The following is a 25,093-nucleotide window of genomic DNA, read 5'->3' on the forward strand; positions in this document are numbered from 1 at the left end:
CGGATCCCGAGCCGACCTCAGTTGGCGGAGTCGCTGCGCGCGAAGAGCTGAATACCTTGCTCGCTGAAGACGCGACGGAAGCGCCGATCAGCCTCCAGGCGCTGCAGCAGGGCGCGGCTGTACTCGAGAGAGTTGCACCAGGCGGGATTCGTGGTGTCCATCAGGACGTAAGCGTAACGCCCCAGGTACTCCGGGGTCGGCTCGGTCGTGGTGTTGATCATCTCGATCCGCTCGCGGTGAGACAGGTGCGAGGCGAACGCCGACTCGCTCAGGACGCCGCCCGGGCCGGTGATCTGGCGCATGGCCTGCTGGGCAGCAGGCCGGTTGGAAAGCCGCGTGGTGTAGAGCGAGAAGAAGTAGCCGAACTTGGCGAGCGCCAGGAAGCTGATGAGCATCCAAACCCCGAGCAGGCGGGGCGTGAGCCATCGGCGCGTTCCGCTGAGCTCGAAGTGTCTAAGCGACTGGAGCTGCCAGAGGATGAGAAAGGGGAAGATCGGCAACGAATACTGGTGCACCAGATCCCGTTGCGCCGACACGTCCGACAGGACATTCATCAGGAGCATCGCGAGCGCCGGGACCATGACCGTCGCCTTGCGCCAGTGGATGCCGAGCGCGACCGGAACGAGCAGGCCGATGTAGTAGACCAGGGCATCCGGACCGAAGACGCGTCCCAGCACGAGCCCTGGCTGAGTGAGGACGTTCCAGGCGATCTCGGCGAGGGAATGCCCAAGGTAGCTGTAGCGGCCTACCGCCACGGGCGGCCCCCCCGCGAACGCCGGGATGACGACGTTCGTCGAGAGGTAGAACCACCCGAAACCCGCAGCGCTCACGCAGACGCCTGCGAGGCGCTCGCGCTTCAGGAAGAGCCAGACGCCGAGCATCACGACCGTCAAGCTCATCACGGCCTTGCTCGCCAGGACGATCGCGACCGCGACGGCGAGCTGGGCGTAGCGACGCGAGAGGCCTGCCCACACGGCCCAAAGCAGGGCCGGCAAGCCCACCACCTCGGTATGGAAGTCGAAGAGGTTGATGTTGAACAGGGCGGGATAGGCCAGGTAGGCGATCGTCGCGATCCTGCTCCATTCGGGGGAGAGGCCCTCTTTGCGGGCGATCAGGAAAACCGGAACCGCACCCAGCGCAAGGGCCAGCGCCTGAACGAGGAAGAGCCAGTACACGTGCGGCAAGAGCGCGTACAGGAGCGCGAGGGGATAGAGGACGAGAGCCGCATGATCCCCCATGATGTGAAAACCAAGGGTCGTCACGTACGGGGTGGCCCCGCGGCTGATCAGGTAGACGGCCTGATCGAAGATCCCCAGATCGAACAGGTTGGACTGCAGCATCGCGTGGCGAAAAACGCTGGCGAGCAGGAGGACGAGCACAGTCGCCCCGATGGCTACGATCAAGAAGCGATGACGATTGTAGAAGTCGATAAGCATACAAGTATGGTATCAGAAGACTTCGCGACTTCAAGACCGGCATCCTCGAATTCGGCGCGCCATCGGGGCCTTGTTGATCGCCCCCCACGGGTCAGGGCGTGCTGTGCTTGGTCGGCTCGCGGAAATCGACGACCTGGTAGTGCAGCTCGGGCTCTTCGGTCTCCAAGAGCTTGCCCGGAACGGACTGGTTCGGATCCAGCTCGAGCTCCTGGATCATGTTCTCCGGGTCGTGCCGGTTGGCCGCTTCGCCACCGAGCACCGGGCGCTCCTTGCGTTCCATCACCTTCTTCATGACGCTCTCTCCTCTTCGGGCGGATGGTGCCCCACCCTACTCCTTTCGCCAGGTGGTCGCAACCACCGTCAGGGCGCGTCATGCGCCTGGCGATTCCTCGTCGAGATCGAGTATCATCACGGTGCTAACCACCGATCGAAGGTTCCGATGCCCACCCCACGCCAAACCCTCAGGCTCTCCCTTTTCCTCTTCGCGCTGGCGCTCTTGATGTTCGGCCTCCAGCTCGGCCTTGACTCCCTCTATGACTGGGACGAGGCCTGGTACGGGCAGGTCGCCAAGGAGATGATCCGCTCGGGCGACTGGGTCACCCTGCAGTGGCGCGGCGCCCCCTTCTTCGACAAGCCCCCGCTCGCCATCTGGGCGATCGCCCTGAGCTTCAAGGTCTTCGGCGCGAGCGAGTGGGCCGCCCGCCTCCCATCCGCGCTCTGTTCCGCGGCCTGCGTTGCGGTCCTCTTCTGGATCGGGCGGATGGTCTTCGAACGGCAAGGGGCCGCCTTTCTCTCGGCGCTCGTCCTGCTGACGACCCTCCCCTTCGTCAAGGCGGGCCGGATGGCCATGCTCGACGGCCCGCTCACGCTGGCGTTCACCTTCGGCATCGCGACCTTCCTCGCCTCACGGCGCGACGGCCGCTGGGGCATCGGCTTCGGCCTCGCGCTCGCCGCGGTCTGGATGATCAAGGGGCCGCTCGCCATCCTGCTCGCGCTCGTGTGCCTCGCCTTCGCCATCCTGGAGCGCAGGGCCTACGCATGGGGGTCCCCATGGCTGCTGCTGGGCTTGCTCCTCGGCGGGACCTGCCTTGCCCCGTGGTATGCCGCTCAGTGGGGCCGGTACGGGATGGAGTTCGTGCAGAGCCACCTGGGGATCCATGTCCTCGGCCGCGCTGCAAGCGCCATGGACGGCCACCAGGGGGGGCCCTGGTTCTACCTGATCCAGCTCGCCGCGCAGAATCACCCCTGGTTTCTCGTGCTGGTGGCGGCCATCCCCTACGCCTGGCGTCACCGGGAGGCGCGCGCCATCCGCCTTTCGGCCTGCTGGGGCGGGGGCGTCCTGGTGGCCTTCTCCATGGCCGCCACCAAGCTTCCGTGGTACGTGGTGCCGATGTACCCCGGCTTGGCGCTGATGGTCGGCGCCTACCTCGACCACCTCATGGCCCGCAAGGCGCCGGCTGTTGGCCTCGGCAGGGCCTGGCAGGTCCTCGGCGCCCTCCTCCTGGTCGGGGGCATCCCTTACCTCATCCTCTCGCCGACGCCGGGAGACCGGGGCTACGTCATCGGCGTCGCCGTGCTTGGACTGGGGGTGATCCTAGGGGGCCGGCTGCTCTCAGGCCCCCGTCACCGGCAAGGCCCCTGGGTGGTCGCGGCGAGCGCCTATCTCGGCCTGCTTGGGCTCATTCCGGCCAACATCCAGTGGGAGACCCGCTTCTCGCCGGACCTGCGTCCGTTCGCCGCGGTGGCCGCCGAGCAGGTCCCTGCCGCGCGCGGGATCAATTACCTGGGCGCCACGACGCGCCCCTCGTTCGTCTACTACCTGGATCGGCCCGAGCGGCTCGTGACGGCCGACGTGCTGGCCGCCGCCTGGGGCCCAGGCGAGACGGCCTTGCTGAGCGCGGAGGAGTGGGCGGCGATCGGGCCTCGGCTCGCTGGCGCGCGGCTCAGCGCCTCTGCGAGCGGCATGGTGTTCGTCACCGCCCCGCTCCGGCTTCATTAACCGACGAAGCTTGAAGCGTGCTCGGCGATTCGCGCCGAGGCCCCCGGCGTGCCCATTCTGATTCGGCCGTTCTCGCGGATCCGCGCGAGCCGGTCGGGATCCCCCAGGACCTCCCATAGCATGCCTGCGATCGCCCCGGGATCCGCCGGACACAGCACCACCGACTCCCCGAGCAGGCGGGTCTGGGCCTCGGCGAAGGCCGGGTTGAACTGAGGCCCGTTCCCCGGGAAGGTGAGGACCGGCAGCCCCATTCCGACGCACTGCTCGTTGGCGGTGCCCGCCATCCCGATGACCGCCTCGACCCGGTGGATCCAGTCCCCGAAACGATTACGGCAGAGCTGGATCCGGACGCCGTCCGGGCCGGCTATCGCTTCCACGTCGCCCTCGAGGACCCATCCCTGGTCGGCGAGTTCGACGGCCAGCCGAACCACGTCGAGGCTCTCGGCGATCGCCGCGAAGAAGTCGACCTTGCGCCCTTCGGGTGCCGAGCGCGCCACGGCCCGACAGGCCAGGGCCAGGGCGCCCATGTTGGCGTACGCCTCGTCACGGCTGCCCGGCAGGATGCCGATGGCCACGGCTCCAGGCCGCAGCGGGAGGGGGCGCGACGTGGGTTGCAGCTCGTCCATCATGGGGTTGCCCAGGTCGTGAGCGAGGAAGCCGCGCGCGACGAGGTTGCTCGCAGTCACCCCGTCGCGCGCATAGACGGCGCGACAGCGCGGGTGACGGATGAACCAGCGCTCGAAGAGACCGTAGCTGCCGAAGCGGCCCCCGAGGTAGTGATCGGACTTGGCGCAGCCGACGAAGACAAAGGGCGCACCGGTGAGCCAGGCGAAGTAAAGGGGCACCACGTCGCCCACGGCGACGACCAGATCCACCTCCGAGCGCAGGGCGCGCACGGCGAGGATCTGGCGGATCGTCAGGCCCGCGAGTCCGTGATAGAGGTCCCTGAATAGGGCCCGGGGGCTGCGGAGGATGAACCCCCCGGACGGCATGGACCGCGTGGGGCCGACGATGGCGGCTCCTGCGGCGCGCAGGGCGCTCCCCTCGCCCACGATCGGCATGGCCCAGAGCTCGGCCTTGGCCCTCGGCCAGCGCCTGGCGATGGTGCTCGCGATGCGATCCTCGCCGAAACCGTTGCTCACGAAGAGGATCCGCTTGATCTCGCGCCGGGGCTCGGGCTTGAAGCGGCGCATGGCCACGAGCATCCCGAGCATGCCGAAGAAGAGGATGCTGTTGCGGCCCTCGGTGAAGATGAAGTCGAAGAAGCCGACCACCAGGTAACCGACGATGCTGCAGCCCAGGATGGCCACGTGAGCGTGCCACGGGGTCTTTCGGGTATCGATCGTCGCCTTGACGGCCAGCGAGATGAAGACGCCCAGCAGAACGACCAGCACGACCAGGCCGAACTCGGCCCCGATCATGAGGTACATGTTGTGAGCGTGCGGCATCTTCTCGAGGATCGACGGATCCTCGAACTTCGGGTAGACCAGGGGCCACGTGCCGGGGCCCCAGCCGGTCAGCGGCCGCTCGCGGATCATGGCCAGCGCGCTCTTCCAGACCAGGACCCGGTGGTGGTTGCTTGCGAAGTCCGTCTGGGCGAGCGTCTGAAGGCGCGGCATCACCATCGGCCAGAAGGCCATCATGGCCGCCGAGACCCCGCCCACCAGCGTGACGAGTATCCGCCGATCGACCAGGATGCCGATCAAGAAGAAGGTCGCCACCGTCCCGATCCAGCCCGATCGGGAGCTGGTCAGCACCTGGCAGACCATGATGACGAGGAGGCCGAGCCCCACGACGATGCGCTCCTTGCGACGGCGCTGGAACATGAGCATCATCCCGATCCCGCTGGCCAGGATCAGGTAAGCCGAGAGGATGTTCGGGTGGTAGAAGATGGAGGCGGCGCGGTGGTCCCAGGTGCCGAGCTGGATGTTGAGCAGCGGCGACTGGTAGGTGAAGAAGACCTTGGAGTAGACCAGGCCGATCCCGACGAGCGCCCAGAAGACCGTCGTCCAGAAGATGTTGCGGCAGAGGCTCCAGACCCGCTGCGGGGAGTCGAGCATGAGCCCCACGACCCAGATGAGGGTGAAGTAGGCCCCGAAGAGCAGGATCGCAACGGCGCTCATGCCCGGCGAGACGCTGGTGGCCGCCGATATGGCCACCAGCGCCATGAGCAGCGACCAGCTCTTGGCAGGGATCGGAACCTCGATGCGAACCTTGCGCCAGCCGAAGTAGGTGCCCAGACCCAGCACGATGAGCGCGCTCAGGACAGAGGCGAGCGGGAGCAGGAAGAAGGCCGCTTGCAAGAGGACCCAGGCCGCCCTGGGTACCGCGGAAGGCCCCCGGGTGTCACGAAGCGGGATCCGCCGCTCGGCGACGCGCTCGATGCTCACCTCGTCGCACTCAGGGCGGCGCGGGCCGCAGGCAGGCACATCAGGAAGGCGCGCTCGCGATCGCTGAGGATCAGACCCCGGCGCTCCTTGCGGGCAAGGGTTCTCGCGCGCCAGCCGATCTCGAGCCGCAAGGCGAAGCGCACCGGGCCGACGGCCCATGGGTAGTGCTTTCGCGCGAGGGTGAGGGACCCGCGGTAGCCCTCGGCCATGGCCCGGGCCCGCACCGAGAGGTCGGTTCTCGTCGAGACGCCCTCGTGGTGCTGGACCCGAACACCGCGCAGGCAGATAATGCCCCAGCCCGCCTTCGCCAGGCGCCAGGAGAGGTCCAGGTCCTCGTTGTAGAAGAAGAAGCCCTCGTCCAGCCAGCCGATGCCGTCGAGGGCGTCTCGCCGCAAGAGCAGGCAGGTGCCGGGCGCGAAGGAAAGCCGGACCGCCTCCTCGCCTAGCAGGCCCCGCCACCCGAGGCGAGGTCCCTGGGCGCGGCCGTCCGGCCAGCACATGACCGGCGTGACGGCGCCCACGCGCGGGTGCGCGTCGGCGTAGGCCACCATGGCCTCGAGGCTAGAGGCAGAGAGGGTCACGTCGTTGTTGAGCAGCAGCACGTAGCGGCTCTCGACGGCCCGTCCTCCACGGTTGCACGCCTTGGCGAACCCCTGGTTCTCCTCGTTCTCGATGACCAGGGCGTCGGGGAAGGCGCGTCGGACCAGCTCCACGCTTCGATCGCCCGAAGCGTTGTCCACCATGATGGGCCGCGTGCTCAGGGGGCCCGCCGCGGCGCCAAGGGCCGACAGGCAGGACTCGAGCACGCCCTCCCCGTTGAGGTTGGGAATCACGACGGCAACGTCAAGCATAAGTGCTTCCAGTCTACTGCATTCGAGGTCGCACGCTCAAGGGACAAAGGGCCGCAGCGCGGAAGTTTCGAGCAGGCCCCGGGCCGCAGCGTGGTATACTCGTTTGCCATGAGCACCTACCTCGCCCTCTATCGCAAGTGGCGCCCCAGGAATTTCGCCGGCCTGGTAGGCCAGGAGCATGTCGCTCGCACGCTTTCCAACGCCATCACCGGCAACAAGCTCGCCCACGCCTACCTCTTCACCGGGCCGCGCGGGACGGGCAAGACCTCGAGCGCCCGCATCTTCGCCAAGAGCCTCAACTGCGCCGAGGGGCCGACCGTCACCCCGTGCGAGCGCTGCGCGGCGTGCGAGGGCATCTCCCGGGGCAACTTCCCCGACGTCATCGAGATCGACGCGGCCTCCAACCGCGGCGTCGACGACGCCCGCGACCTGCGGGACCGGGTGCGCTTCGCCCCGACCCAGGGGCGCTACAAGGTCTTCATCATCGACGAAGTCCACATGCTCACCAACGAGGCGTTCAACGCCTTGCTCAAGACCATCGAGGAGCCCCCCCCCAACCTGGTCTTCGTGCTCGCGACCACCGACGTCCACAAGGTCCTGCCCACCATCATCAGCCGGTGCCAGCGCTTCGACTTCCAGCGGATCGCCTTCAAGCCGCTGGTCGACCACCTCGGCTACGTCGCCCTCGAGGAGGGCCTCCAGGTGGATCCCGCCGGAATCGCCGCGATCGCCAAGCGCGCCGACGGCGGCCTGCGCGACGCGCTGAGCATGCTCGACCAGGTCCGGGCCTGCGCGCCGGGGACCGCGATCAGCGCCGAGGACGTCTTCAACGCGCTCGGCCTCGTCTCGAACGAGGCGCTCACCGAGGTGGCGCGCGCGATCGCGGAAACCCGGGTGGTCGATGCCATCGCGGGCGTTCATGCCCTGCTCGCCAAGGGCTACGACCACCACGCGGTCCTCCGGGAGCTGGTCGAGACCTTCCGCCACCTGATGCTCGTCGGCCTCGCGCCCGATCGCGCCGGGGCCTTCGAGCTGCCCGAGACCCAGCTCGAGGCGCTCGGGGCGATCGCCGCCCGCTTCTCTAGTCCCGAGCTGCTGTACGCCCTCGAGGTCCTGCGCGAGACCGAGGACCTCCTCAAGGGCTCCAACCAGATGACCATCTGGCTCGAGATGGCGATGATGCGCCTGTGCGAGCGGGCCGACATCCCCTCGTTCGCGAACCTGACCCGCCGGATCGAGGCCCTCGAGGAGCGCCTCGCCAACGCGCCCGCCTCCCAGGGCAGGCCCGGTCCAGCGCGATCACCCTACGCGGCGCCCGTTCAGGCCGCCCCTGTCCAGAGCGCACCTCCTCCGGCACCGATAGCGCCGGCGGCGCCTCCGGCCGAAGCACCTGCTGCTCCGGCCGGACCGGCACCGGGCGCGGGCCTTCCCTTTCCGAGCGCGCAGCCGGGCGCGGACGACGTGCACGCGGCGTTCCTCGCGGCCCTCGCGCGGGTGCACCGCAGCACCCACAGCCTGCTCGAGCAGCACGCGCTCCACGTGAGACGCGACGCGGACGTTGTCGCGATCGCCATCAAGGCCACCATGCGCACCTTCTTCGACAAGGCCGACCGCAAGGCCTATCTCGACAAGGCCGCCGCCCAGGCATTCGGGGATACGGTTCGAACGGCGCTGTCGTTCGAGCAGGGGGATAGCCCCCGCCCTAGTTCGGCCGGCGCCCCGCAAGCGCCGGCCACCCTCTCACCCCCGGAAACGCCCCCCGTCTCGCCTGCGCCCACCCTCGAACAGCCACCGGAGGCCGGGCCTCCGGTGGCCACACCGGCCCCCGACGAGGCCCCTCCCGTCGCGCTCACCGAGGACGTGGCGCCCCCTCTTGCGAAGCCTCAGGATCCCAGCCCGGCGGCGGCCCCCGCGCAGGAGCCGCCCGCCCCGAAGGCGGAGCCGCGAGGCGCCGGATCGAGCGGTCCTTCGCCGGAAAGGGCGAGCGATCTCGTGAGCCGCACCGCGGACATCTTCAACGGCAAGGTCATCGAACCGACGATCTAGAGGTGCACGATGCGTGACCGCATATCCGAGCTCATCGCGTGGGCGCGGCGCCACCAGAGGCGCCTTGTGCCGCTGGCTGCTTCCGGCCTGGCAGCTGCGCTCGTCGTCGTCCAGTTCAGCCCCCCAAGCAAGCCGGGCTCACCCCCGCGCCAGGTCACCATTCCGAGCGGCAGCTCGCTGGCTGGCGCCGGCGAGGCCCTCGAAGCAAAGCGCATCGTGCGCAATCGCTTCGCCCTCTCGCTGCTCGGGCGCCTGACGGGCACCAGCGACAAGATCCAGCCGGGAACCTATGCCCTCTCGCCCGGCCTGAGCCCCTTCCAGGTGCTCGAGTGCCTGGTCGAGGGACGCGGGCGCCAGGAGCGCCTCACCGTCCCGGAGGGCTTCTCCGCAGGGCGCATCGCCAGGCTGATCGATCAGCGCTCGGCCGGTGACAGCCGGCGCTTCTTGGCCCTGGTCGCCAAGCCCGAGGCTTTCGAGGCGAAGTACCCCTGGCTGAAAGACGTCGGCACCTCCCTCGAAGGCTACCTCTTTCCCGACACCTACCTCTACGAAGGGGACCGCCTCGACGAGCGCCGCCTGATCGACCAGATGCTGGCACGCTTCGAGGCCGTGATCCTCGCGGACTACCGCACCGAAGCGCACCCGATCCTGCCGCTCACCGAGGCGCTGACCCTGGCCTCGATCGTCGAGCTCGAGGCCGCGCGCCCCGAGGAGCGAGCGCTCATCTCGGGGGTCTTCCACAACCGCCTCGCGCGAAGGATGCGCCTGGGCTCGGATCCCACCGTCGAGTACGCGCTCGGTCGGCACCAGGGGAACCGCGGCCTCAGCTTCAAGGACGTGAGGATCGACAGCCCCTACAACACCTACCGGTACGCCGGCCTGCCGCCCGGGCCCATCGCCAACCCGGGGCGCGAGAGCTTTCGCGCCGCGCTGCATCCCGAGAAGACGCCATACCTCTACTTCGTCGCCAAGGGCGACCGCGGCCATGCCTTCACGCGATCCTACGCGGATCACCTTGCGGCTCAGCGCCGCTACAGGCCATGAGCGAGGCACCGGGGCGCGCCACCGATGCTTTGCGCGGGCTCGCCGGAATGGTAGAATCTACGCTCATGAGCACCCGTACGAACTTACTTCGACCGGACCTGTGGGTCGGATCCGTCACCGAGATCTCGGCGACGGATCTCAAGGACCGCGGGATCCGAGGCCTGATTCTCGATCTCGACGAGACGCTGGTCTCGGCCTTCGAGCATACCCCCCCGCCCGAGATTCACGCCTGGGTCCAGGAGATGAAGGCCTCCTTCTCCCTGTACATCCTCTCAAACAACCCGAGCGCCAAGCGCGTGCAGGTCGTCGCCGATCGGCTCGAGATCCCATGCGCATGCCGGGCCGCAAAGCCACGCCGCAAGGGCTTCCGGGCGGCCCTGGCCGAAATGGGCATCCGAGCGGATCAGGCCGCCATCATCGGCGACCAGCTCTTCACCGACATCCTCGGCGGCAACCGCCTTGGCGCCATGACCATCCTCGCCACCCCCATCGCCCCCGAGCACAAGCCCTTGCGCAAGCTCATGCGCCTGGTCGAGGGGATGTTCATCCGCGAGGCCGACACCATCCGTGAGAAGTTGCACCCCGACCACCTGAAGGAGACCCCGTGACCGAAACGCTGATTGCCGCCCCCAAGTTGCCCGCCGTCGACCTGGGCGCGCCGCCCGAGCTCGGTATCGTCCTGGGGTCCGGCATCGTGGTCCTCGAGGACCTCGAGGACCAGATCGACATCCCCTACGACCGGATCGAGGGCCTCCCCGAGATCACCGTCGCCGGCCACGCGGGCGTGCTCACCATCGGCACCATCCCCGGCGGGGCGCGCGTGGCCATCGCCCGCGGCCGCTTCCACCTCTACGAGGGGCACTCCGTCGATGCCGCGACCAGCATCGTGCGCCTGTACGAGGCCATGGGGATCCGCAAGATCATCCTCACCAACGCCGCGGGCGGCCTCTGCGGCGACTGGCTGCCCGGCGATCTCATGCTGATCAGGGACCAGGTGAGCCTGCTCGACGGCTTCCAGGCCGGAATGAGCGCCCGTACCGTCCCCTCGTTCGGCGCCACCCCGGCCTACGACCCCGAGTGGACGGCCAAGATGGCCGCCTGGGGCAAGACGCAGGCCTTCAACCTGCGCGAGGGGGTCTACGCGGGCCTTCTGGGCCCCAACTACGAGACCCCGGCGGAGATCCTCTGGCTGCAGCGCATCGGCACCCAGGCCGTCGGCATGTCCACCGTGCTCGAGGCCGCCTACGCCAGCTCGCGCGGCATCCGGGTGCTCGGGATCTCCTGCATCACCAACATCGCCGTGACGGCCGAGGCCCAGGCGGCCACCTCGCACGGCGAGGTCGTCGACGTCGCCAAGATGGCCTCCGAGGCGATGAACCTCGCGCTGCGGGCGGCCTGCACCCTCGCCTAGATGAGCGACCGACCACGTCCTCGCCCCGGTCGGCCCTCTCAAACCGGGCCGACCGGGGGTGACCCGCGCAGCGCGCTCTCCAAGCGTCGAGCCCCCGAGGCGAAGCGTCACAAGCGCCCCTTGACCTGGAAGGACCGCGCCGCCTTCGTCGGCTGGCAGGTCCTCTTCCTCGCGCTGGGCTCGGGGGTGGGGCTGGGGCTGAGCATGTCTCGCCTGCCGGACGTGAAGTCGCTCGAGGGCTGGGTCCCCACCGAGTCGACCCGGATCTACGACGCCAAGGGGCACCTGCTCGCCAACGTCCACGGCGAGGAGAACCGGGAGGTCGTCCCCCTCGGCGACATCCCCCGCCACCTTCAGGAGGCGGTCATCGCGGTCGAGGACGACCACTTCTACCGCCACCACGGCGTCAACCTCAAGGGGATCGCCCGCGCGGCCCTCACCGACCTGGCCGAAGGGCGCAAGGCGGAGGGCGCGAGCACCATCACCCAGCAGCTCGCCAAGAACCTCTTCCTCACCAACAACAAGAGCTGGTCCCGCAAGATCGCCGACGCCTGGCTCGCCATCCAGATCGAGCACCGCTACTCGAAGCCGCAGATCCTGGAGATGTACCTCAACCAGGTCTACTGGGGCCACAACTGCTACGGCATCCAGGCAGCCGCCCAGAACTACTTCGGCAAGAAGACCAAGGATCTCACGCTCGCTGAGAGCGCGCAGCTCGCGTTCCTGCTGCGCGGGCCCGAGCGCTTCTCGCCCTACAAGGACGCCGCACTCGCCAAGCGCGGCCAGCGGGTGGCCCTGCTGCGCATGGTCCGCGCCGGCTTCATCACCCAGGCCCAGGCCGACGCCGCCACGTCGGTCCCGCTCAAGTACCCCGGGGCGCAGAACTTCGCCTACAAGGCCCCCTACTTCACCAGCTACCTGCTCAACCAGCTCATCAACCGCTACGGCAGCGACGTGGTCATGCGCGGCGGGCTGCGGATCCGCGCGACCATCGACTGGGAAATCCAGCAGAAGGCCGAGCAATTGCTGGCCCAGACCGTCGCCACCCATGGCAAGCGAATGAACTTCAGCCAGGGCGCGATCGTCGCCATCGATCCCCGGACGGGCTACATCCGGGCCATGGTCGGGGGGGTCAGTTACGCCAGGTCCAAGTTCAACCGCGTGGTCCAGGCCCATCGGCAGCCGGGCTCCTCCTTCAAGCCCTTCGTCTACCTCACGGCCTTCGAGCGCAACTACTCGCCCGCGACCCCGTTCAACGACGCCAAGGTCTCGTACGACGCCGGCAACGGCAAGCTCTGGACCCCGGAGAACTACGGCAACGCCAGCGGCGGCACCATGACCCTTCGCAAGGCGCTGGAGCAGTCCAACAACGTCATCGCCGTCAAACTGCTCGACCGGATCGGGATCGACCCGGTGATCGAGAACGCACACCGGCTCGGCATCCAGAGCCCGCTCGGCGCGAACCTCTCGCTTGCGCTCGGCAGCTCCGAGGTCACCCCCCTGGAGCTCGCGAGCGCCTTTTCGGTCTTCGCCGCCGACGGGATGAGGTGCGAGCCCCAGGCCTACAGCATCGTCGAGGACCGAGCAGGCACGGTGGTCGAGCGCAACGACCCGAAGCCGCGCCGGGTCTTCGAGGCGGATCCCATCCGGGTGCTCAACGACGTCATGATGGGGGTCGTGCGCTACGGCACGGGGGCCGCCGCCAACATCGACCGGCCGGCCGCCGGCAAGACCGGCACCACCTCGGACCACCGCGACGCGTGGTTCGTGGGCTACACCCCGGACCTGGTGACGCTGGTCTGGCTAGGCAACGACGACAATGCCCGGATGAACGGCACCACGGGAGGCGCGGTCTGCGCGCCGCTCTGGAAGCAGCTGATGCAGGTGGCGCTCGCCAAGACGCCCGCGACCCCCTTCCCCTTGCTCGAGAAGCACCAGGTCGCCTCCACACGCTCGCTCAGCGCGGCCCCCGCGAGCCCCTCCAGCGCGTTCTTCATCCCGGGCAGCGACGCCGATCCCGCCAAGAGGCGTGCCACCCCCCGGCCCTCCCCCACCCCCGACCCCGATAGCTTGCCGGCATTCGAGGCGACGGAGAGCGCTCCTGGCGATGGCGACCATGGCCAGGACTCGCTGGGGCTGTAATACTCCGAAGCACGAGGAGGAGCCGTGAAGAACTACTGGTACATCGCCACGCCTTCCGACGCGCTCAAGAAGCAGCCCATCGCCCGGATGATCGACGGGGTGCCCCTCGTGGTCTTCCGGGCCGAGGACGGTCGCGCGGCCGCCCTGGCCGATCGCTGCTCCCACCGCAACGTTCAGCTCTCCCGCGGCAGGATCGAGGATGGCTGCCTGAGCTGCCCCTATCACGGCTGGGCGTTCGACGCAGCGGGGCAGTGCGTCAAGATCCCCTCGCTGTGCGAGGGCGACCCCATCCCCGCGAAGAGCGCCATTCGCGCCTTCCCGGTCATCGAGCAGCAGGGCTACGTCTGGGTCTTCGTTGGCGACGGGGACCCCGAAGCGGCGCGCCCTTTCCACCTTCCCCACATGGAGGAGGCCGGCTGGGCCTGGACGCGCCTGGAGGCGACGATCGCCAACAGCGCGGCCAACCTCGTCGAGAACTTCATCGACTGCCCCCACACCGGCTTCATCCATCGCGGCCTCTTCCGCACCGCGCCGGACCATGCGGCCGAGACCGTGGTCCGCACCCGCGCCGACGGGGTGGACATCGACATCGACGAGGAGGCCAAGTCCAGAAGCCTGCTCGGGCGCCTGGTGCTGAAAGCCGGCGAGAAGGTCGCCCACGTGGACTCCTTCCACATGCCCTTCATCGTCTCGGTGCGCTACGCCTTCGGCGATCGCCGGGAGGTCGTCGGCTACCAGATCTGCACCCCGGTCTCGGACCTCGAGACGCGGGTCCACGTCCACGTCACCTGGCGCCTGGGCGCCTGGGCCCCTCTCATCGCGCCGATCGTGAGGGTCATGGGCCGCAAGGTGCTCGCCCAGGACCGCTGGATCCTCGAGAACCAGGGCCAGCAGATCCGGCGCTTCGGCGAGGACTTCTGCTCGTCGCAGGCGGACACCGCCAACCTCTGGATCCGCAACCTCCGCAACCGGGTGCTGCGCGGCGAGGATCCGATGAGCGATCGGGAGAAGCGGGTACGCTTCAGGCTATGACGATCGGCGGTAGCGCTTGATCCCCGCCGATAGCAGCTCGCCGGCGGCGGTGAACGTCGCGTCGGGCATCCCCATCGCACGCTTGGTGAGCACGTCGCGATCGAGCACGCTGCTCACCCCCTGCAGGCGCGCCACCCCCGAGAAGCCCAGATCCCGCAGGAAGTAGACGGCGCTCGAGGGGATGGGGAAGTCCGAGCCGTGCAGCAGGCGCCCCTCGTAGCGATCCACCCTGAAGCGCCGGACCTGCTTGTAGCGCACCAGCGAGCAGAAGGCCGACGTGTCGCCGTACGCGTGGTCGTAGCGCTCGAGAAGGCGCAGGAACTCGCGCGAGTAATCGTAGCCGGGATGGACGAAGGACCCGGTCCCGCAGTGGCTGAAGACGACGGGGATCCCCCGCTGGAGAAGGGGCTCGTAGAGCGCCGGATCGCCGAGGCGCTGCTCCATCTCGGGAAAAGTGTGCTCGCATCCCGTGTGGACGATGACGGGCAGCTCGAGCTCCTTGATGAGGTCCATCACGCGCGCGTGGCGCACGGGGCTCAGCGTGAACTTCTGAAGGGGCCCCAGCCACTTGATCGCGACGGCCCGGGGGCCCCAGCGCTCGAGCTCGGCGACGGCGTCGTGCCGGTCGGGGTTGACCGAGATGACCGGGAGCAGCTTGGGACTCAGGCGGCAGGCCTCGAAGAGGTGGGAGTTGGGGACCACCAGGTGGCTGCGGCGCTGATCCAGCGCGCCGTGGGCGTCATACACCCCGTCCATCGCAAAGAGGCAGGCGTAATCGAGCTCGCGCGACTGATCGATCGCGCAGGCCATGAATTCCGCGTAGGCGGCATCCTCGCGCCCCGAAGCAGCGCTCGCGCGCATCCCGGTCAGGACCATCATCGCCTGGAAGGTGAGCGAGCGGCGCATGCGCGCGGAGACGGCGCAGCCGGTGTGGCCCGCTCCCAGCCCCGCGAGGTGGGTGTGAATGTCGATCCGCATGACCATTGCCCCATGCTAGCAGAACACCGCCCGGGCCTGGGGCCCGGGCGGTGCGAAAGGAATCGATCAGCGCTGCTTCAGCTCGTCGATGAGCTTGCTCTGGTTCTCGACGGTCTGCTGGAGATGGCTCAGCACCCCGACCACCTGGTTGAGGCGGGTCTCCAGGGCGTCCTTCTCGTCGCGCAGGGCCAGGTAGGAATCGAGGAGCTTGGTCAGGTCGTTGGTCGGCGGGGCGCTCGTGACCTCGGGCTCCTCCTCGGCGATGGCATCGAGGGAGGGGACGTTGTCCAGGTCCATGGTCCGGCGGATCGAGCGCAGCGAGCGCTCGGCCTCGCGAAGGTTCTTGATCTGCTGGAAGATCGCGGCGATCTCGGGGGTATCCTCGGGGATGCCGCCGTTCTTGAAGGCGTCGCGAACCCCCGCCCAGGGCGAGGTGGCGTCGTGGGACGAGGACTCCGTATCAAAGGCCATGATGATCCCTCCGGGAAACGCATGGGTAGGGTGCGGGCGATCCTATCCTACACGAGCCCCGCGAGTCGAAATGTGACGGGCGCACATGTCGACCACGGGGCTAGGGAGCGATGAGCGAGTAATCCACGTCCTCCACGACCGCATCGCCGGGGCTGACCCTGATGCCGCGCTGACGGCTGGTGAGCTCGGCGGTCGAAAACCACGAGTCGGCGGTGATGATCCTGAGCTGGCCCAGCTGCGCGCCGCGCGCCATGCTCGGCCGGCTGACGGCGAAGTAGGTGCCGGGCTCGACCCCGTCCTCGAAGCCGAGGTTGATGAGGACCCGGTTGTCCCGCATCCCGGTGATCTCGCCCCGCAAGGGGGAGCGGGCGCGCATGTAGCGCACGATCTCGCGGGCGAGGGCCGTGGTGTCGTTGCGCGTCCCCGAGAAGCGAATCTGCTTGGACACGTCTCCGACGCCCATGTCGTAGATGCGGCCGCTCAGCTCGAGGTCCCCGTCCTGGCCGACCGCGACGGTGCCGCCGAAGACGAGGTCGGCTCGGGTCAGCCGGCGCAGGCCAGGGATCGCGGCCTGCGGGTTGGACTCGGCGCCCTGGAGGGCGATCGGCCTGGTGAGGACGAAGCGTCGCGAGCTCTTGAACTCCTTCTCGAGCGCGTCCTGGAGCGGCTTGGCCTGCTCCTTGGGGCCGAGTGCGAGCGCGACCAGCTGAGGCTTGCTCGGCAGGGCCGCGGCGCTCGAGGCCGCCGCCAGGCACAGGACCATGGCGACAAGGAATGCTCTCATCGATCCCCCCCGCTGCGGCTGCTTGCGATCCGGCTCAGCTCGGCGATGGTCACGTCCATGCGCTCGTCGCGCCCGAGGGGCGTGGCGAGTCTCGCGCGACGCGCATCACCCGGGTCGATCGTCGCCGAGACCAGGGCGTCGTCGAAGTAGGGCGCCTTGACGAGCGCTTCTCCGGATGGAGCGATCGCCTCGGACCCTCCCCAGAAGCCGACCCCGTCCTCGAAGCCGACCCGGTTGGAGAAGACCACGTTCATGCCGTACAGCTGGGCGTATACCCGGTTCATCTGCTCGTATATCCGGGCGGAGTCGGGGCGATCGCCTCCGAACCCCCGCGCGGGCGAGGCCGCCACGCCGATCAGCAGATCGGCCCCGTCGGCGGCCATCACCCCCACCGTGGAGGGGTGCCAGAGGTCCTCGCAGATGAGGACGGCCGTGCGGCCCAGGGGACCGTCGAAGGCCCTCAGCCTCCGGCCGGGAGCGATGAAGCGCCCCTCCTCGAACATGCCGTAGGTGGGCAGGTAGACCTTGCGGTGCAGGTGGATCAGCTCGCCGTTCGAGAAGTAGCCCGAGGCGATGTGGTAACGGTCGCCCTGGGCGCGTTCGATGAAGCCGCACACCAGGTCGATCCGCTTGGAGGCGCGCCGGATGGCGTCGAGCTCGGGTGCGTCGGACGAGAGGGCGACCTCAGCGACCAGGTCCTTGACGAAGTAGCCGGTCAGCGACAGCTCGGGAAAGACGACGAGGCGCGAGCCGCTCTCGATCGCCCGCTCGCAGAGGTGCAGGTGGGCGTCGAGATTGGCCGATACCCCGCCGAGGACCGGGGCGAACTGGGCGATGGAAACCTGGTACGAGGGCATGGTCACTCCGCGCCGAGGTGCTGGCGGCCGTTCTGGATGGTCGAGAGGGCGCGGGCGATCTTGGCCTCGAGCTCCCCGAGGACTTCGTCCGCGTAGCGATCGGCGCCCGCCTGCTGGGCCTGGATGTCGCGGGCGCTCTCGGCCTTCACGCGCTCGGCCTCGGCCTCGGCCGCAGCGACGATCTCGCTCTGGTCGAGCAGGGTTGAGGCGGTCTGGCGCGCCTCGACCATGATTTCCTCGGCCCGGCGATGCGCCTCGCTGAGCAGCTCGTCGCGCTGGCTCAGGAGGGCCTCCGCCTGCTCGATCTCCTTGGGCAGGGCGGCGCGCAGCTCGACCAGCAGATCGAGCAGGCGCTCCTCATCGACGACGGCGCGCGAGGAGAAGGGGACCTTGATGCTCTTGATGACGAGCTCTTCGATGGAGAAGAGCAGGTTCTCTAGCTGGGAGATAGGACATTCCTCCTCGTGGCGTCCCCGGTGACGGGGACGAACTTGGCGCGCAGGCACGCGGCGACGTGATCAGGCACCATCCCGGTCGTCGGACCGCCCAGAGAGGCGATCTCGCGGACCGTGCTCGACGACAGGAACAGGTACTCGGACGAGGTCATGAGGAAGACGGTCTCGAGCGCGGGGTTGAGCTTCTTGTTGGCCAGGGCGATCCGCAGCTCGGCGTCGAAGTCCGACACGGCCCTCAGCCCGCGAATCAGGATGTTCGCGCCCTTGAGCTTGGCATAGTCGGCCGTCAGGCCGCTGAAGCTCTCGACCTTGACGCGGGGCATGTCGCGGGTGACTTCGCGGATCATCTCGACCCGCTCCTCGAAGGTGAAGATGCAGTTCTTGGTGCTGTTGGCGAGTACCGCCACGATGACCTCGTCGAACATGCGGCTCGCGCGGTCCAGCACGTCCAGGTGACCGTTGGTAATCGGGTCGAAGGACCCGGGATAGATCGCAAGCGACACGTCGCCCTCCGGTGGAACGGCGGTGCATGACCCACGGTAACCGCCTTCGAGAACCGCCCTAATTCTAGCCTGTCTCAATGCGCCTCGCAAGGCGCGGCCCGCGCATGAAGCAAACAAGAGCCCCGATCCGGAAGGGATCGGGGCTCTGAGGGAGAGGAGCGACTAGCGCTTGAGCTTCATCTTGCGCAGGCGGACCGACTGGGGGGTGATCTCCACCAGCTCGTCGTCGCCGATGTACTCCATCGCTCGCTCGAGGCTCATCTCGATGGGCGGGGTGAGGCGCACCAGCTCCTCGCCGCCGGCCGCGCGCATGTTGGTGATCTTCTTGGCCTTGCACACGTTGATCTCGAGGTCGGTGGGGCGGTTGTGCTCGCCGACGATCATGCCGCTGTAGACCTTGGTCTGGGGCTTGATGAAGAAGGCGCCGCGGTCCTCCATGTTCTGGATCGCGTAGTAGGTGGCCTCGCCCTCCTCGTGGGCGATCAGCACGCCGTTGCGCTGGGCGCCCATCTCGCCGACGAAGGGCTGGTAGTCGAAGAACGAGTGGTTCATGATGCCCTCGCCCTTGGTCATGCGGATGAACTCGCTGCGGAAGCCGATCAGGCCGCGCGCCGGCACCAGGAACTCGACGATGGTGCGGCCGCTCTCGTTGGCCATCTTCTGCATCTCGCCGCGCCGCGAGCCGATGGCCTGGATGCAGGCGCCGCCCGCCCATTCGGGGACGTCGAGCACCAGGGTCTCGAAGGGCTCGTAGGTCGCGCCGTCGATCTCGCGCAGGATGACCTTGGGCTTGGAGATCTGGAACTCGTAGCCCTCGCGCCGCATGGTCTCGACCAGGATGCCGAGGTGCAGCTCGCCGCGGCCGCTGACCAGGAAGGCGTCGGTGCTCTCGGTGTCATCGACGCGCAGCGAGACGTTGCTCTCGAGCTCCTTGTCGAGGCGCCCGCGGATCTGGCGGGTGGTGACGTACTTGCCCTCGCGGCCGGCGAACGGGCTGTCGTTGACCGAGAAGGTCATCTGCAGGGTGGGCTCGTCGACGCGGATCAAGGGCAGGGGATTGGGGTTGGCGGCATCCGCCACGGTCTCCCCGATGTTGGCATCGGGGAAGCCTGCGATGGCGACGATGTCACCGGCCGAGGCCTGGTCGACCTCGACACGCTTGAGGCCGCTGAACGTGAAGAGCTTGGAGACCTTGCCCTTGGTCACGGTGCCGTCGGCGCGCATCAGGACGCACTGCTCGCTGGCGTGAATCACGCCGTTGTGGACGCGACCCACGATGATGCGGCCCAGGTACTCCGAGTAGTCCAGGGTGGTCACCTGGAGCTGGAGGGGCTTGGTCGCGTCGCCCAGAGGGGCGGGGATGTGCTTGAGGATGGCGTCGAACAGGGGACGAAGGTCGCTCGATTCGTCCTCGAGGGCGTCCTTGGCGTAGCCACCGATGCCCGAGGCGAAGACCACCGGGAACTCGATCTGGTCGTCGTCGGCGCCCAGGTCGATGAACAGGTCGAGCACCAGGTCGATGACCTCGGTGGGGCGAGCACCGGGGCGGTCGATCTTGTTGATGACGACCACGGGCTTCAGGCCCTGCTCGAGCGCCTTGCGCAGCACGAAGCGGGTCTGGGGCATGGGGCCCTCGAAGGCGTCCACGATGAGCAGACAGCCGTCCACCATGCCGAGGACGCGCTCCACCTCGCCACCGAAGTCGGCGTGGCCAGGGGTGTCGAGGATGTTGATCTTGTAGCCGTGGTACTCGACGGCGGTGTTCTTGGCGAGGATGGTGATGCCACGCTCGCGCTCCAGGTCATTGGAATCCATGACGCAGTCCACCACGACCTCGTGCGCCTTGAAGACGCCGGATTGGCGCAGCAGGCCGTCCACGAGGGTGGTCTTGCCATGGTCGACGTGCGCGATGATGGCGACGTTGCGGATTTTCTCGTTCAAAAAATGCTCCTCAGTGCCCTGAGCATCAAGCGTTAGGGGCATAACATAGTTGGGGAGGTCCATGATACCGAACTTTGGCCCCCCACGTCAAAAGGGGAGCAGGCGTTTGGGGCGTTTACCCCCGGCTGCTCCCATGTTAAGATTTTTAATCCCACGCGTCGTTTCCTGTGAGGGCCTTCGTGAAACGCTGGACGATCGGCAAAGCCTACTTCTTCGCCGTCACCGTGCTCGGGCTCGGCCTCGCGGCCTGGATGCTCGCTGACGCCTCGCAGTACGCGCAGCTCGCGCACCCCATGTTTTTGGCCTTTGCGCTGTTGGGGGTGGCCACCGAGCTTGTGGGCTTCCCGCTGCCCCGCGGCGGCCGGGTGACGGCGAGCTTCGCCTTCCTCTTCGCGTCGCTCTTGATGCAGGGCCTCTTCCCGACCATCGTGGTGATCGCCCTCATCGCGGTGGCCTCCAACCTCGTGGTCCAGCGCCGCCACTGGAGCCTGGCCCTCTTCAACCTCGCCCAGTACACCCTCTCCTACGGAGCCGCCCACCTGGCGCTCGTGCTCGGGGGGTACGAGGCCAGCCGCGACTTGCTCTCGCCGCTGACCTTCGGGGTCCTCTTCGCCGCCACCCTCGCCCAGATCGCGGTCAACATCGCGCTGGTCAACGGCTACATCGCCCTCGAGAAGCAGGTCCCCCTCTGGCAGGTCCTCTGGGAGGACGACCGCTACGAGCTGCTCGCCACCCTGCTCTTGAGCCCGCTCTCGGTCACCATGGTCGTCCTCTACCAGCGCGCCGGCCTCATGGGCGCGGCGCTGCTCGTCGGCCCGTTGCTCGTCACTGCGGTGCTCTGGGTGCTCTACCTCAAGGTCAGGCAATCACGCCGCGCCCTCGAGGTCGCCAACCAGGAGCTCGCCATCCTCAACCAGATCGCCCAGCGCATCAGCTCCCGGATCGACCTGGGGGAGAGCCTGGTGCTCATCGGCAACGAGATCAAGCGGGCGGTCCCGCACGACGCCTGCATGATTTTCCTGCTGGACCCGAGCAACCACCGCCTGGTCCGAGCGCGCACCCAGGCGATCGCCGTCGAGAAGACGCCCGACGCCCAGCTCGGCCAGGGGTTGATCGGCAAGGCCGCGCAGGGGGCTGCGATCGTGCGGCTCGACGCGCTGCAGGACCTGCTTTCGCCCGGCGAGGATCACCTTGCGAGCTACCACTCCGCGCTCATCGCACCCATCCTCGCCGAGGACAAGCGCCTCGGCGTCATCGCCCTTTTCAACCACGACGATCGGGCCTTCGACGCGCGCAGCGAGCGCCTGCTCGGGATCATCGCGAGCTACGCGGCGATCGCGATCCAGAATGCCCAGCTCTACCAGACCACCCAGCAGCTTGCCATCACCGACGGCCTGACGGCGGTCTACAACCGGCGCTACTTCCAGCGCCAGCTCGACAACGAGTTCCGCCGCGCCCCGCGCTTCGGTTACCCGATCGCGCTGATCCTGCTCGACGTCGATCACTTCAAGCAATTCAACGACACGCACGGGCACCTGCTCGGCGACCAGGTGCTGCGCTCGATGGCCCAGATCCTCAAGGAGAGCGTCCGCGAGACCGACGTGGTGGCGCGCTACGGCGGCGAGGAGTTCGCCGTCATCCTGCCCGAGACCACCCGCGACCACGCCCTCGAGGTGGCCGAGCGGATCCGCAAGAACGTGGCCCACCATACCTTCTGGGGCCGGGGCCAGACGCCGGTCCAGGTGACGGTCTCGATCGGGGTCGCCTCTCGCCTGGCCGCCGAGACGAGCGCCGAGGCCATGATCGAGCTCTCGGACCAGGCGCTCTACGAGGCCAAGCGCACGGGCCGCGATCGCATCTGCGTGGCCGGCAGCGCCGAGGACGGCGTCTTCCACCTCGCCCCGCCCCGTCCGGACGAGCAGGGCGCGGCCAAGCGCCGCGCCACGGGCCGTGCCAGGATCCCCCTCGACGCCGAGGCCTGGGGCGCGACGTTCGCCCTTGCTCTTCCCCCCCTCCTGCTGTGCCTGGAGAGCACCCTGAGCGCCCAGGGTCACAGCCTCGAGCCCGACGCCCAGGACCAGTGGCGCGATAGGCTCGGCCAGCTGCTCGAGACCCTTGCGCGTCAGGTCGCTCGCCCCGAGACGGTCGATCCCTCCGCCCTGCCGCAGCTCGGCCTCGAGGCGCCCGTCAGCCATCTCATCCAGCTGGGCATGACCCTGACCCAGAGCGAGCACCTCGTCCTCTCGCTCTGCCAGACGCTGGATCGGCACGTGCAGGAGGCGCCCTACTCCCCGCAGGCGAGGCTCCAGGTCCTCGCAGAGGTCGAGCGCTTCACCCACGCGCTCCAGCTCGAGGTCTCCCAGGTCTGGCATGCCTTCTACCAGCAGACCAACAGCCAGCTGCTGGCGATCCAGGCCCTCGAGGACCGCATCTCGGGCGCCCACGCGCTCGACGAACTGCTGCTCGAGGGGGTGAAGGTCGCCATGGAGGCGCTCGAGGCGCAGGCCGTGCTCCTGTTCATGCCCCAGCCCGGCCAGGACCACCTGCGCATGCGCGCCGCAAGCGGCCTCGACGAGATCGAGCGGGTCCAGTGGCTGATCCCGTGCGCCACCGGGCCGGTGGGCGAGGCAATGGCGACCATGCAACCTCGGATCCTACCGGGGGGGAGCGCGCTCGACGCCGAGGTCCTCACGGCCTTCTGCGCGCGCATCGATGCCCAGCAGGCGGCACTGTTTCCCCTGGTCCACCAGGGGGAGGCCCAGGGCGTCCTGCTGTGCCTCGGGGCATCGCCCGATCGCTTCGGCCCGTCCTCCCTGCGCCTCGGCCGGGGAATCGCCGGCCGCATGGCCGCTGCGATCGCCCGGATCCAGGCCCAGGACAGTCGCCAGGACACCTATCTCCAGGCCATCGTCGACATGGTGGAGGCGCTCGAAGCCAAGGACGGCTTCGCGACGGGCCACTCCGAGAACCTGGTCCGCTGCGCGACGGCCCTGGGCGAGGCCCTCGGCCTGGGGGCCGAGGACCTCGCCGTGCTCCACCAGGCCGCCTACCTCCACGATCTCGGCAAGATCGCCTTTCCCGAGGCCATCCTGGCCAAGCCGGGCCGGCTGACGCCCCAGGAGCGGACCCTGGTCGAGAGCCACCCCGAGATCGGCGCGCGGCTGATCGGCTCGATCGCCTCGCTCAGGTCGGTGGTCCCGATCGTGCGCCACCACCACGAGCACTGGAACGGAACCGGCTACCCGGACGGCCTCGCCGGCGAGGAGATCCCCCTGCTCGCCCGCATCCTGGCCGTGGCGGAGGCCTTCGAGGGCATGACCGCTCCCAAGCCGTACCGCCCTGCCTACGCCCCGCACGAGGCCCTCGCCGAGATGCGAAGCAGCGGTAACTTCGACCCGGCGGTGCTCGACGTCCTCGAACCGCTCGTCTTGCGGCAGACGCACTGAATCCCACCGGCCCCTGGAGCCCGGGGCCCGGGTGTTGTATGATTTGACGCGTTAGGAAGGGAGTGGACGTGCGTCGCCTATTGCTGCTTGGAATGATCCCCCTCGTCGTCGCGGCCCCGCAGCCGGCCGAGGCCGCCCTCGGGGGCCAACGCGCGTCGTTCGAGCGCTTCTTGAAGCGGGTGCCGAAGTCGCAGTGGAAGATCATCCCGGACTCGGCCGAGGGCGGGGTGCTCTACACCGGCCGCGTGGGCTCGCTCGGCACCATCGTGAGGGTGTACTACGACGCCGGCCGCGTCACCCGGCAAAAGGTCGAGGTGGCCCTGCCCGCCGACAGCAACGACGAGTTCGCGCTCGCCATCCTCACCCGGTTCATGAGCGAGTTCGCCGGCCGGCCCACCGAGCTCAAGCAGGTCATGACCGGCATGCGCGCGCTGCGCAAGACCGTCATGGCCTCGGGGCGGCGCAGCGCCGAGATGCCGTACCGGAACGCGAACATCACCCTTTCGCTCGGCACCTCGACCACCGAGTTTCCTGATGCCAGCATGGACGTTCCCTGGGGGATGCTCTACTGGAAGGCCGAGGCGACCTCGCGCCGCACCCAAGAGGGGACCTAGCCATGCCGCGCGTGACGCGCACCTACGAGACCGACCTGGACGACCTGGCCTACCAGATCTCGCGCTCGGACAAGTTCAACACCATCAAGGACGACTTCGCCTCGACCGAGATCACCGACGACGTGGCCCAGGAGCAGATCGAAGCCCTCCTGGACGGGGGCGCATGCCGGCTGGTCGGCGATCGCGGCCCCGAGGTGCTGGAATGGGCCCTCTCCGAATCGGAGATGGCCCGAATGATCTCCCAGCTGTACCGCCTGTACCTCGGCGCCGACTAAGCAAGCCGGTCTGAATCGAACATCCGCTTGGTTCCCCGCCCCCCGGTGGGGCGGGGAGGACTCATGCGGATGTTCAATTCAGACCATAAGTGTTTAGGACCGGGGCATCAGGCTCCCGACAGTCCAGCCCGAGCCGGCGGCTAGATCGCGTGCCGGTGCTGGCGCCGTGCCGCCGGCGGTACTTGGTGCCGCGACCGGACTACCCCCACCGCCGCCCAGGATCCCCTTGATCCGGCCCCAGCGCGCGACCTCCTCCTCGAGGAGACCGAGCAGCTCTGCGCGCTGCGGCTCGCTCAATCCCTGGGCATGGGCCTTGAGGCCGGCCAGGAACTTGTCCAGGTAGCCGAGATCGCGCGCGAACGACGCCTGTTCCGCCATGGCGATGCCTCCCTCGAAGACTGAAAGACGAATGGCGCAG

The 25,093-nt window shown here is 68.4% G+C and carries 22 protein-coding genes; 10 read left to right on the plus strand and 12 right to left on the minus strand.

Annotated features, from left to right (window positions below; translation table 11 throughout):
* Positions 1 to 17: 17 nt before the first annotated feature.
* Both V6D00_14320 and V6D00_14325 read right to left on the minus strand, forming a co-directional pair.
* Positions 18 to 1,403, minus strand: a complete 1,386-nt coding sequence (locus V6D00_14320; protein ID HEY9900346.1) for a DUF2079 domain-containing protein — start codon at positions 1,401 to 1,403, stop codon at positions 18 to 20.
* A 124-nt stretch (positions 1,404 to 1,527) separates the two neighbouring features.
* Positions 1,528 to 1,728, minus strand: coding sequence for a hypothetical protein (locus V6D00_14325; GenBank protein ID HEY9900347.1), 201 nt, complete (start codon positions 1,726 to 1,728; stop codon positions 1,528 to 1,530).
* 147 nt (positions 1,729 to 1,875) lie between these two features.
* On the opposite strand from V6D00_14325, the gene V6D00_14330 reads away from it, so the two are divergent.
* On the plus strand, positions 1,876 to 3,435 hold the full coding sequence (locus tag V6D00_14330; GenBank protein ID HEY9900348.1) for a glycosyltransferase family 39 protein: 1,560 nt from the start codon (positions 1,876 to 1,878) through the stop codon (positions 3,433 to 3,435).
* On the opposite strand, the gene V6D00_14335 is transcribed toward V6D00_14330, so the two are convergent.
* Positions 3,432 to 5,825 (minus strand): lipid-A-disaccharide synthase-related protein, encoded by a 2,394-nt coding sequence (locus V6D00_14335; protein ID HEY9900349.1) that lies wholly within the window; start codon positions 5,823 to 5,825, stop codon positions 3,432 to 3,434. The genes V6D00_14330 and V6D00_14335 overlap by 4 nt on opposite strands.
* Positions 5,822 to 6,676, minus strand: coding sequence for a glycosyltransferase family 2 protein (locus tag V6D00_14340; protein HEY9900350.1), 855 nt, complete (start codon positions 6,674 to 6,676; stop codon positions 5,822 to 5,824). The genes V6D00_14335 and V6D00_14340 overlap by 4 nt, the downstream gene beginning before the upstream one ends.
* Before the next feature lie 108 nt (positions 6,677 to 6,784).
* Here V6D00_14340 and dnaX point away from each other — a divergent pair, with 108 nt between their 5' ends.
* The 6 genes from dnaX (at position 6,785) to V6D00_14370 (ending at position 14,351) form a co-directional block, all read left to right on the plus strand.
* A complete protein-coding gene (gene dnaX / locus V6D00_14345) occupies positions 6,785 to 8,722 on the plus strand; it encodes a DNA polymerase III subunit gamma/tau (GenBank protein ID HEY9900351.1) in 1,938 nt (645 codons plus the stop codon).
* A 9-nt stretch (positions 8,723 to 8,731) separates the two neighbouring features.
* On the plus strand, positions 8,732 to 9,766 hold the full coding sequence (mltG, locus tag V6D00_14350) for an endolytic transglycosylase MltG (GenBank protein ID HEY9900352.1): 1,035 nt from the start codon (positions 8,732 to 8,734) through the stop codon (positions 9,764 to 9,766).
* A gap of 65 nt (positions 9,767 to 9,831) precedes the next feature.
* On the plus strand, positions 9,832 to 10,374 hold the full coding sequence (locus tag V6D00_14355) for a YqeG family HAD IIIA-type phosphatase (protein ID HEY9900353.1): 543 nt from the start codon (positions 9,832 to 9,834) through the stop codon (positions 10,372 to 10,374).
* Positions 10,371 to 11,177, plus strand: coding sequence for a purine-nucleoside phosphorylase (locus V6D00_14360; protein ID HEY9900354.1), 807 nt, complete (start codon positions 10,371 to 10,373; stop codon positions 11,175 to 11,177). Before V6D00_14355 ends, V6D00_14360 begins: the two co-directional genes overlap by 4 nt.
* 120 nt (positions 11,178 to 11,297) lie before the next feature.
* Positions 11,298 to 13,319, plus strand: a complete 2,022-nt coding sequence (locus V6D00_14365) for a penicillin-binding protein 1A (protein ID HEY9900355.1) — start codon at positions 11,298 to 11,300, stop codon at positions 13,317 to 13,319.
* A 24-nt stretch (positions 13,320 to 13,343) separates the two neighbouring features.
* Entirely contained in the window at positions 13,344 to 14,351 is a 1,008-nt protein-coding gene (locus tag V6D00_14370; protein HEY9900356.1) for an aromatic ring-hydroxylating dioxygenase subunit alpha, read from the plus strand.
* On the opposite strand, the gene V6D00_14375 is transcribed toward V6D00_14370, so the two are convergent.
* The 7 genes from V6D00_14375 to typA form a co-directional block, all read right to left on the minus strand.
* Positions 14,346 to 15,329: an amidohydrolase family protein gene (locus V6D00_14375; protein ID HEY9900357.1), complete on the minus strand. Its 984-nt coding sequence runs from the start codon at positions 15,327 to 15,329 to the stop codon at positions 14,346 to 14,348. The genes V6D00_14370 and V6D00_14375 overlap by 6 nt on opposite strands.
* A gap of 66 nt (positions 15,330 to 15,395) precedes the next feature.
* Entirely contained in the window at positions 15,396 to 15,800 is a 405-nt protein-coding gene (locus V6D00_14380) for a hypothetical protein (protein ID HEY9900358.1), read from the minus strand.
* A 100-nt stretch (positions 15,801 to 15,900) separates the two neighbouring features.
* A complete protein-coding gene (locus V6D00_14385; protein ID HEY9900359.1) occupies positions 15,901 to 16,584 on the minus strand; it encodes a hypothetical protein in 684 nt (227 codons plus the stop codon).
* Positions 16,581 to 17,441: a nitrilase-related carbon-nitrogen hydrolase gene (locus tag V6D00_14390; protein ID HEY9900360.1), complete on the minus strand. Its 861-nt coding sequence runs from the start codon at positions 17,439 to 17,441 to the stop codon at positions 16,581 to 16,583. Before V6D00_14390 ends, V6D00_14385 begins: the two co-directional genes overlap by 4 nt.
* Positions 17,442 to 17,443: 2 nt before the next feature.
* Positions 17,444 to 17,947 carry a hypothetical protein gene (locus V6D00_14395; GenBank protein HEY9900361.1) on the minus strand — a complete coding sequence of 168 codons (504 nt, stop codon included), beginning with the start codon at positions 17,945 to 17,947 and terminating at the stop codon, positions 17,444 to 17,446.
* Positions 17,878 to 18,399 carry a pantetheine-phosphate adenylyltransferase gene (gene coaD, locus V6D00_14400; protein ID HEY9900362.1) on the minus strand — a complete coding sequence of 174 codons (522 nt, stop codon included), beginning with the start codon at positions 18,397 to 18,399 and terminating at the stop codon, positions 17,878 to 17,880. The genes V6D00_14395 and coaD overlap by 70 nt, the downstream gene beginning before the upstream one ends.
* 162 nt (positions 18,400 to 18,561) lie before the next feature.
* A complete protein-coding gene (typA, locus tag V6D00_14405) occupies positions 18,562 to 20,340 on the minus strand; it encodes a translational GTPase TypA (protein ID HEY9900363.1) in 1,779 nt (592 codons plus the stop codon).
* Positions 20,341 to 20,519: 179 nt separating this feature from the next.
* Here typA and V6D00_14410 point away from each other — a divergent pair, with 179 nt between their 5' ends.
* From V6D00_14410 to V6D00_14420, 3 genes are all read left to right on the plus strand, one after another.
* Complete coding sequence (locus tag V6D00_14410) at positions 20,520 to 23,786, plus strand: diguanylate cyclase (protein HEY9900364.1); 3,267 nt, start codon at positions 20,520 to 20,522, stop codon at positions 23,784 to 23,786.
* Positions 23,787 to 23,854: 68 nt separating this feature from the next.
* Positions 23,855 to 24,400 carry a hypothetical protein gene (locus V6D00_14415; GenBank protein ID HEY9900365.1) on the plus strand — a complete coding sequence of 182 codons (546 nt, stop codon included), beginning with the start codon at positions 23,855 to 23,857 and terminating at the stop codon, positions 24,398 to 24,400.
* A gap of 2 nt (positions 24,401 to 24,402) precedes the next feature.
* Positions 24,403 to 24,675 (plus strand): hypothetical protein, encoded by a 273-nt coding sequence (locus tag V6D00_14420; GenBank protein HEY9900366.1) that lies wholly within the window; start codon positions 24,403 to 24,405, stop codon positions 24,673 to 24,675.
* Between the two features lie 93 nt (positions 24,676 to 24,768).
* Here V6D00_14420 and V6D00_14425 read toward each other — a convergent pair whose 3' ends face one another.
* On the minus strand, positions 24,769 to 25,053 hold the full coding sequence (locus tag V6D00_14425; protein HEY9900367.1) for a hypothetical protein: 285 nt from the start codon (positions 25,051 to 25,053) through the stop codon (positions 24,769 to 24,771).
* Positions 25,054 to 25,093: the final 40 nt, after the last annotated feature.

Origin of the sequence: Pantanalinema sp. (genome assembly GCA_036704125.1) — a bacterium.
In the GTDB taxonomy this organism is placed as follows: domain Bacteria; phylum Cyanobacteriota; class Sericytochromatia; order S15B-MN24; family UBA4093; genus JAGIBK01.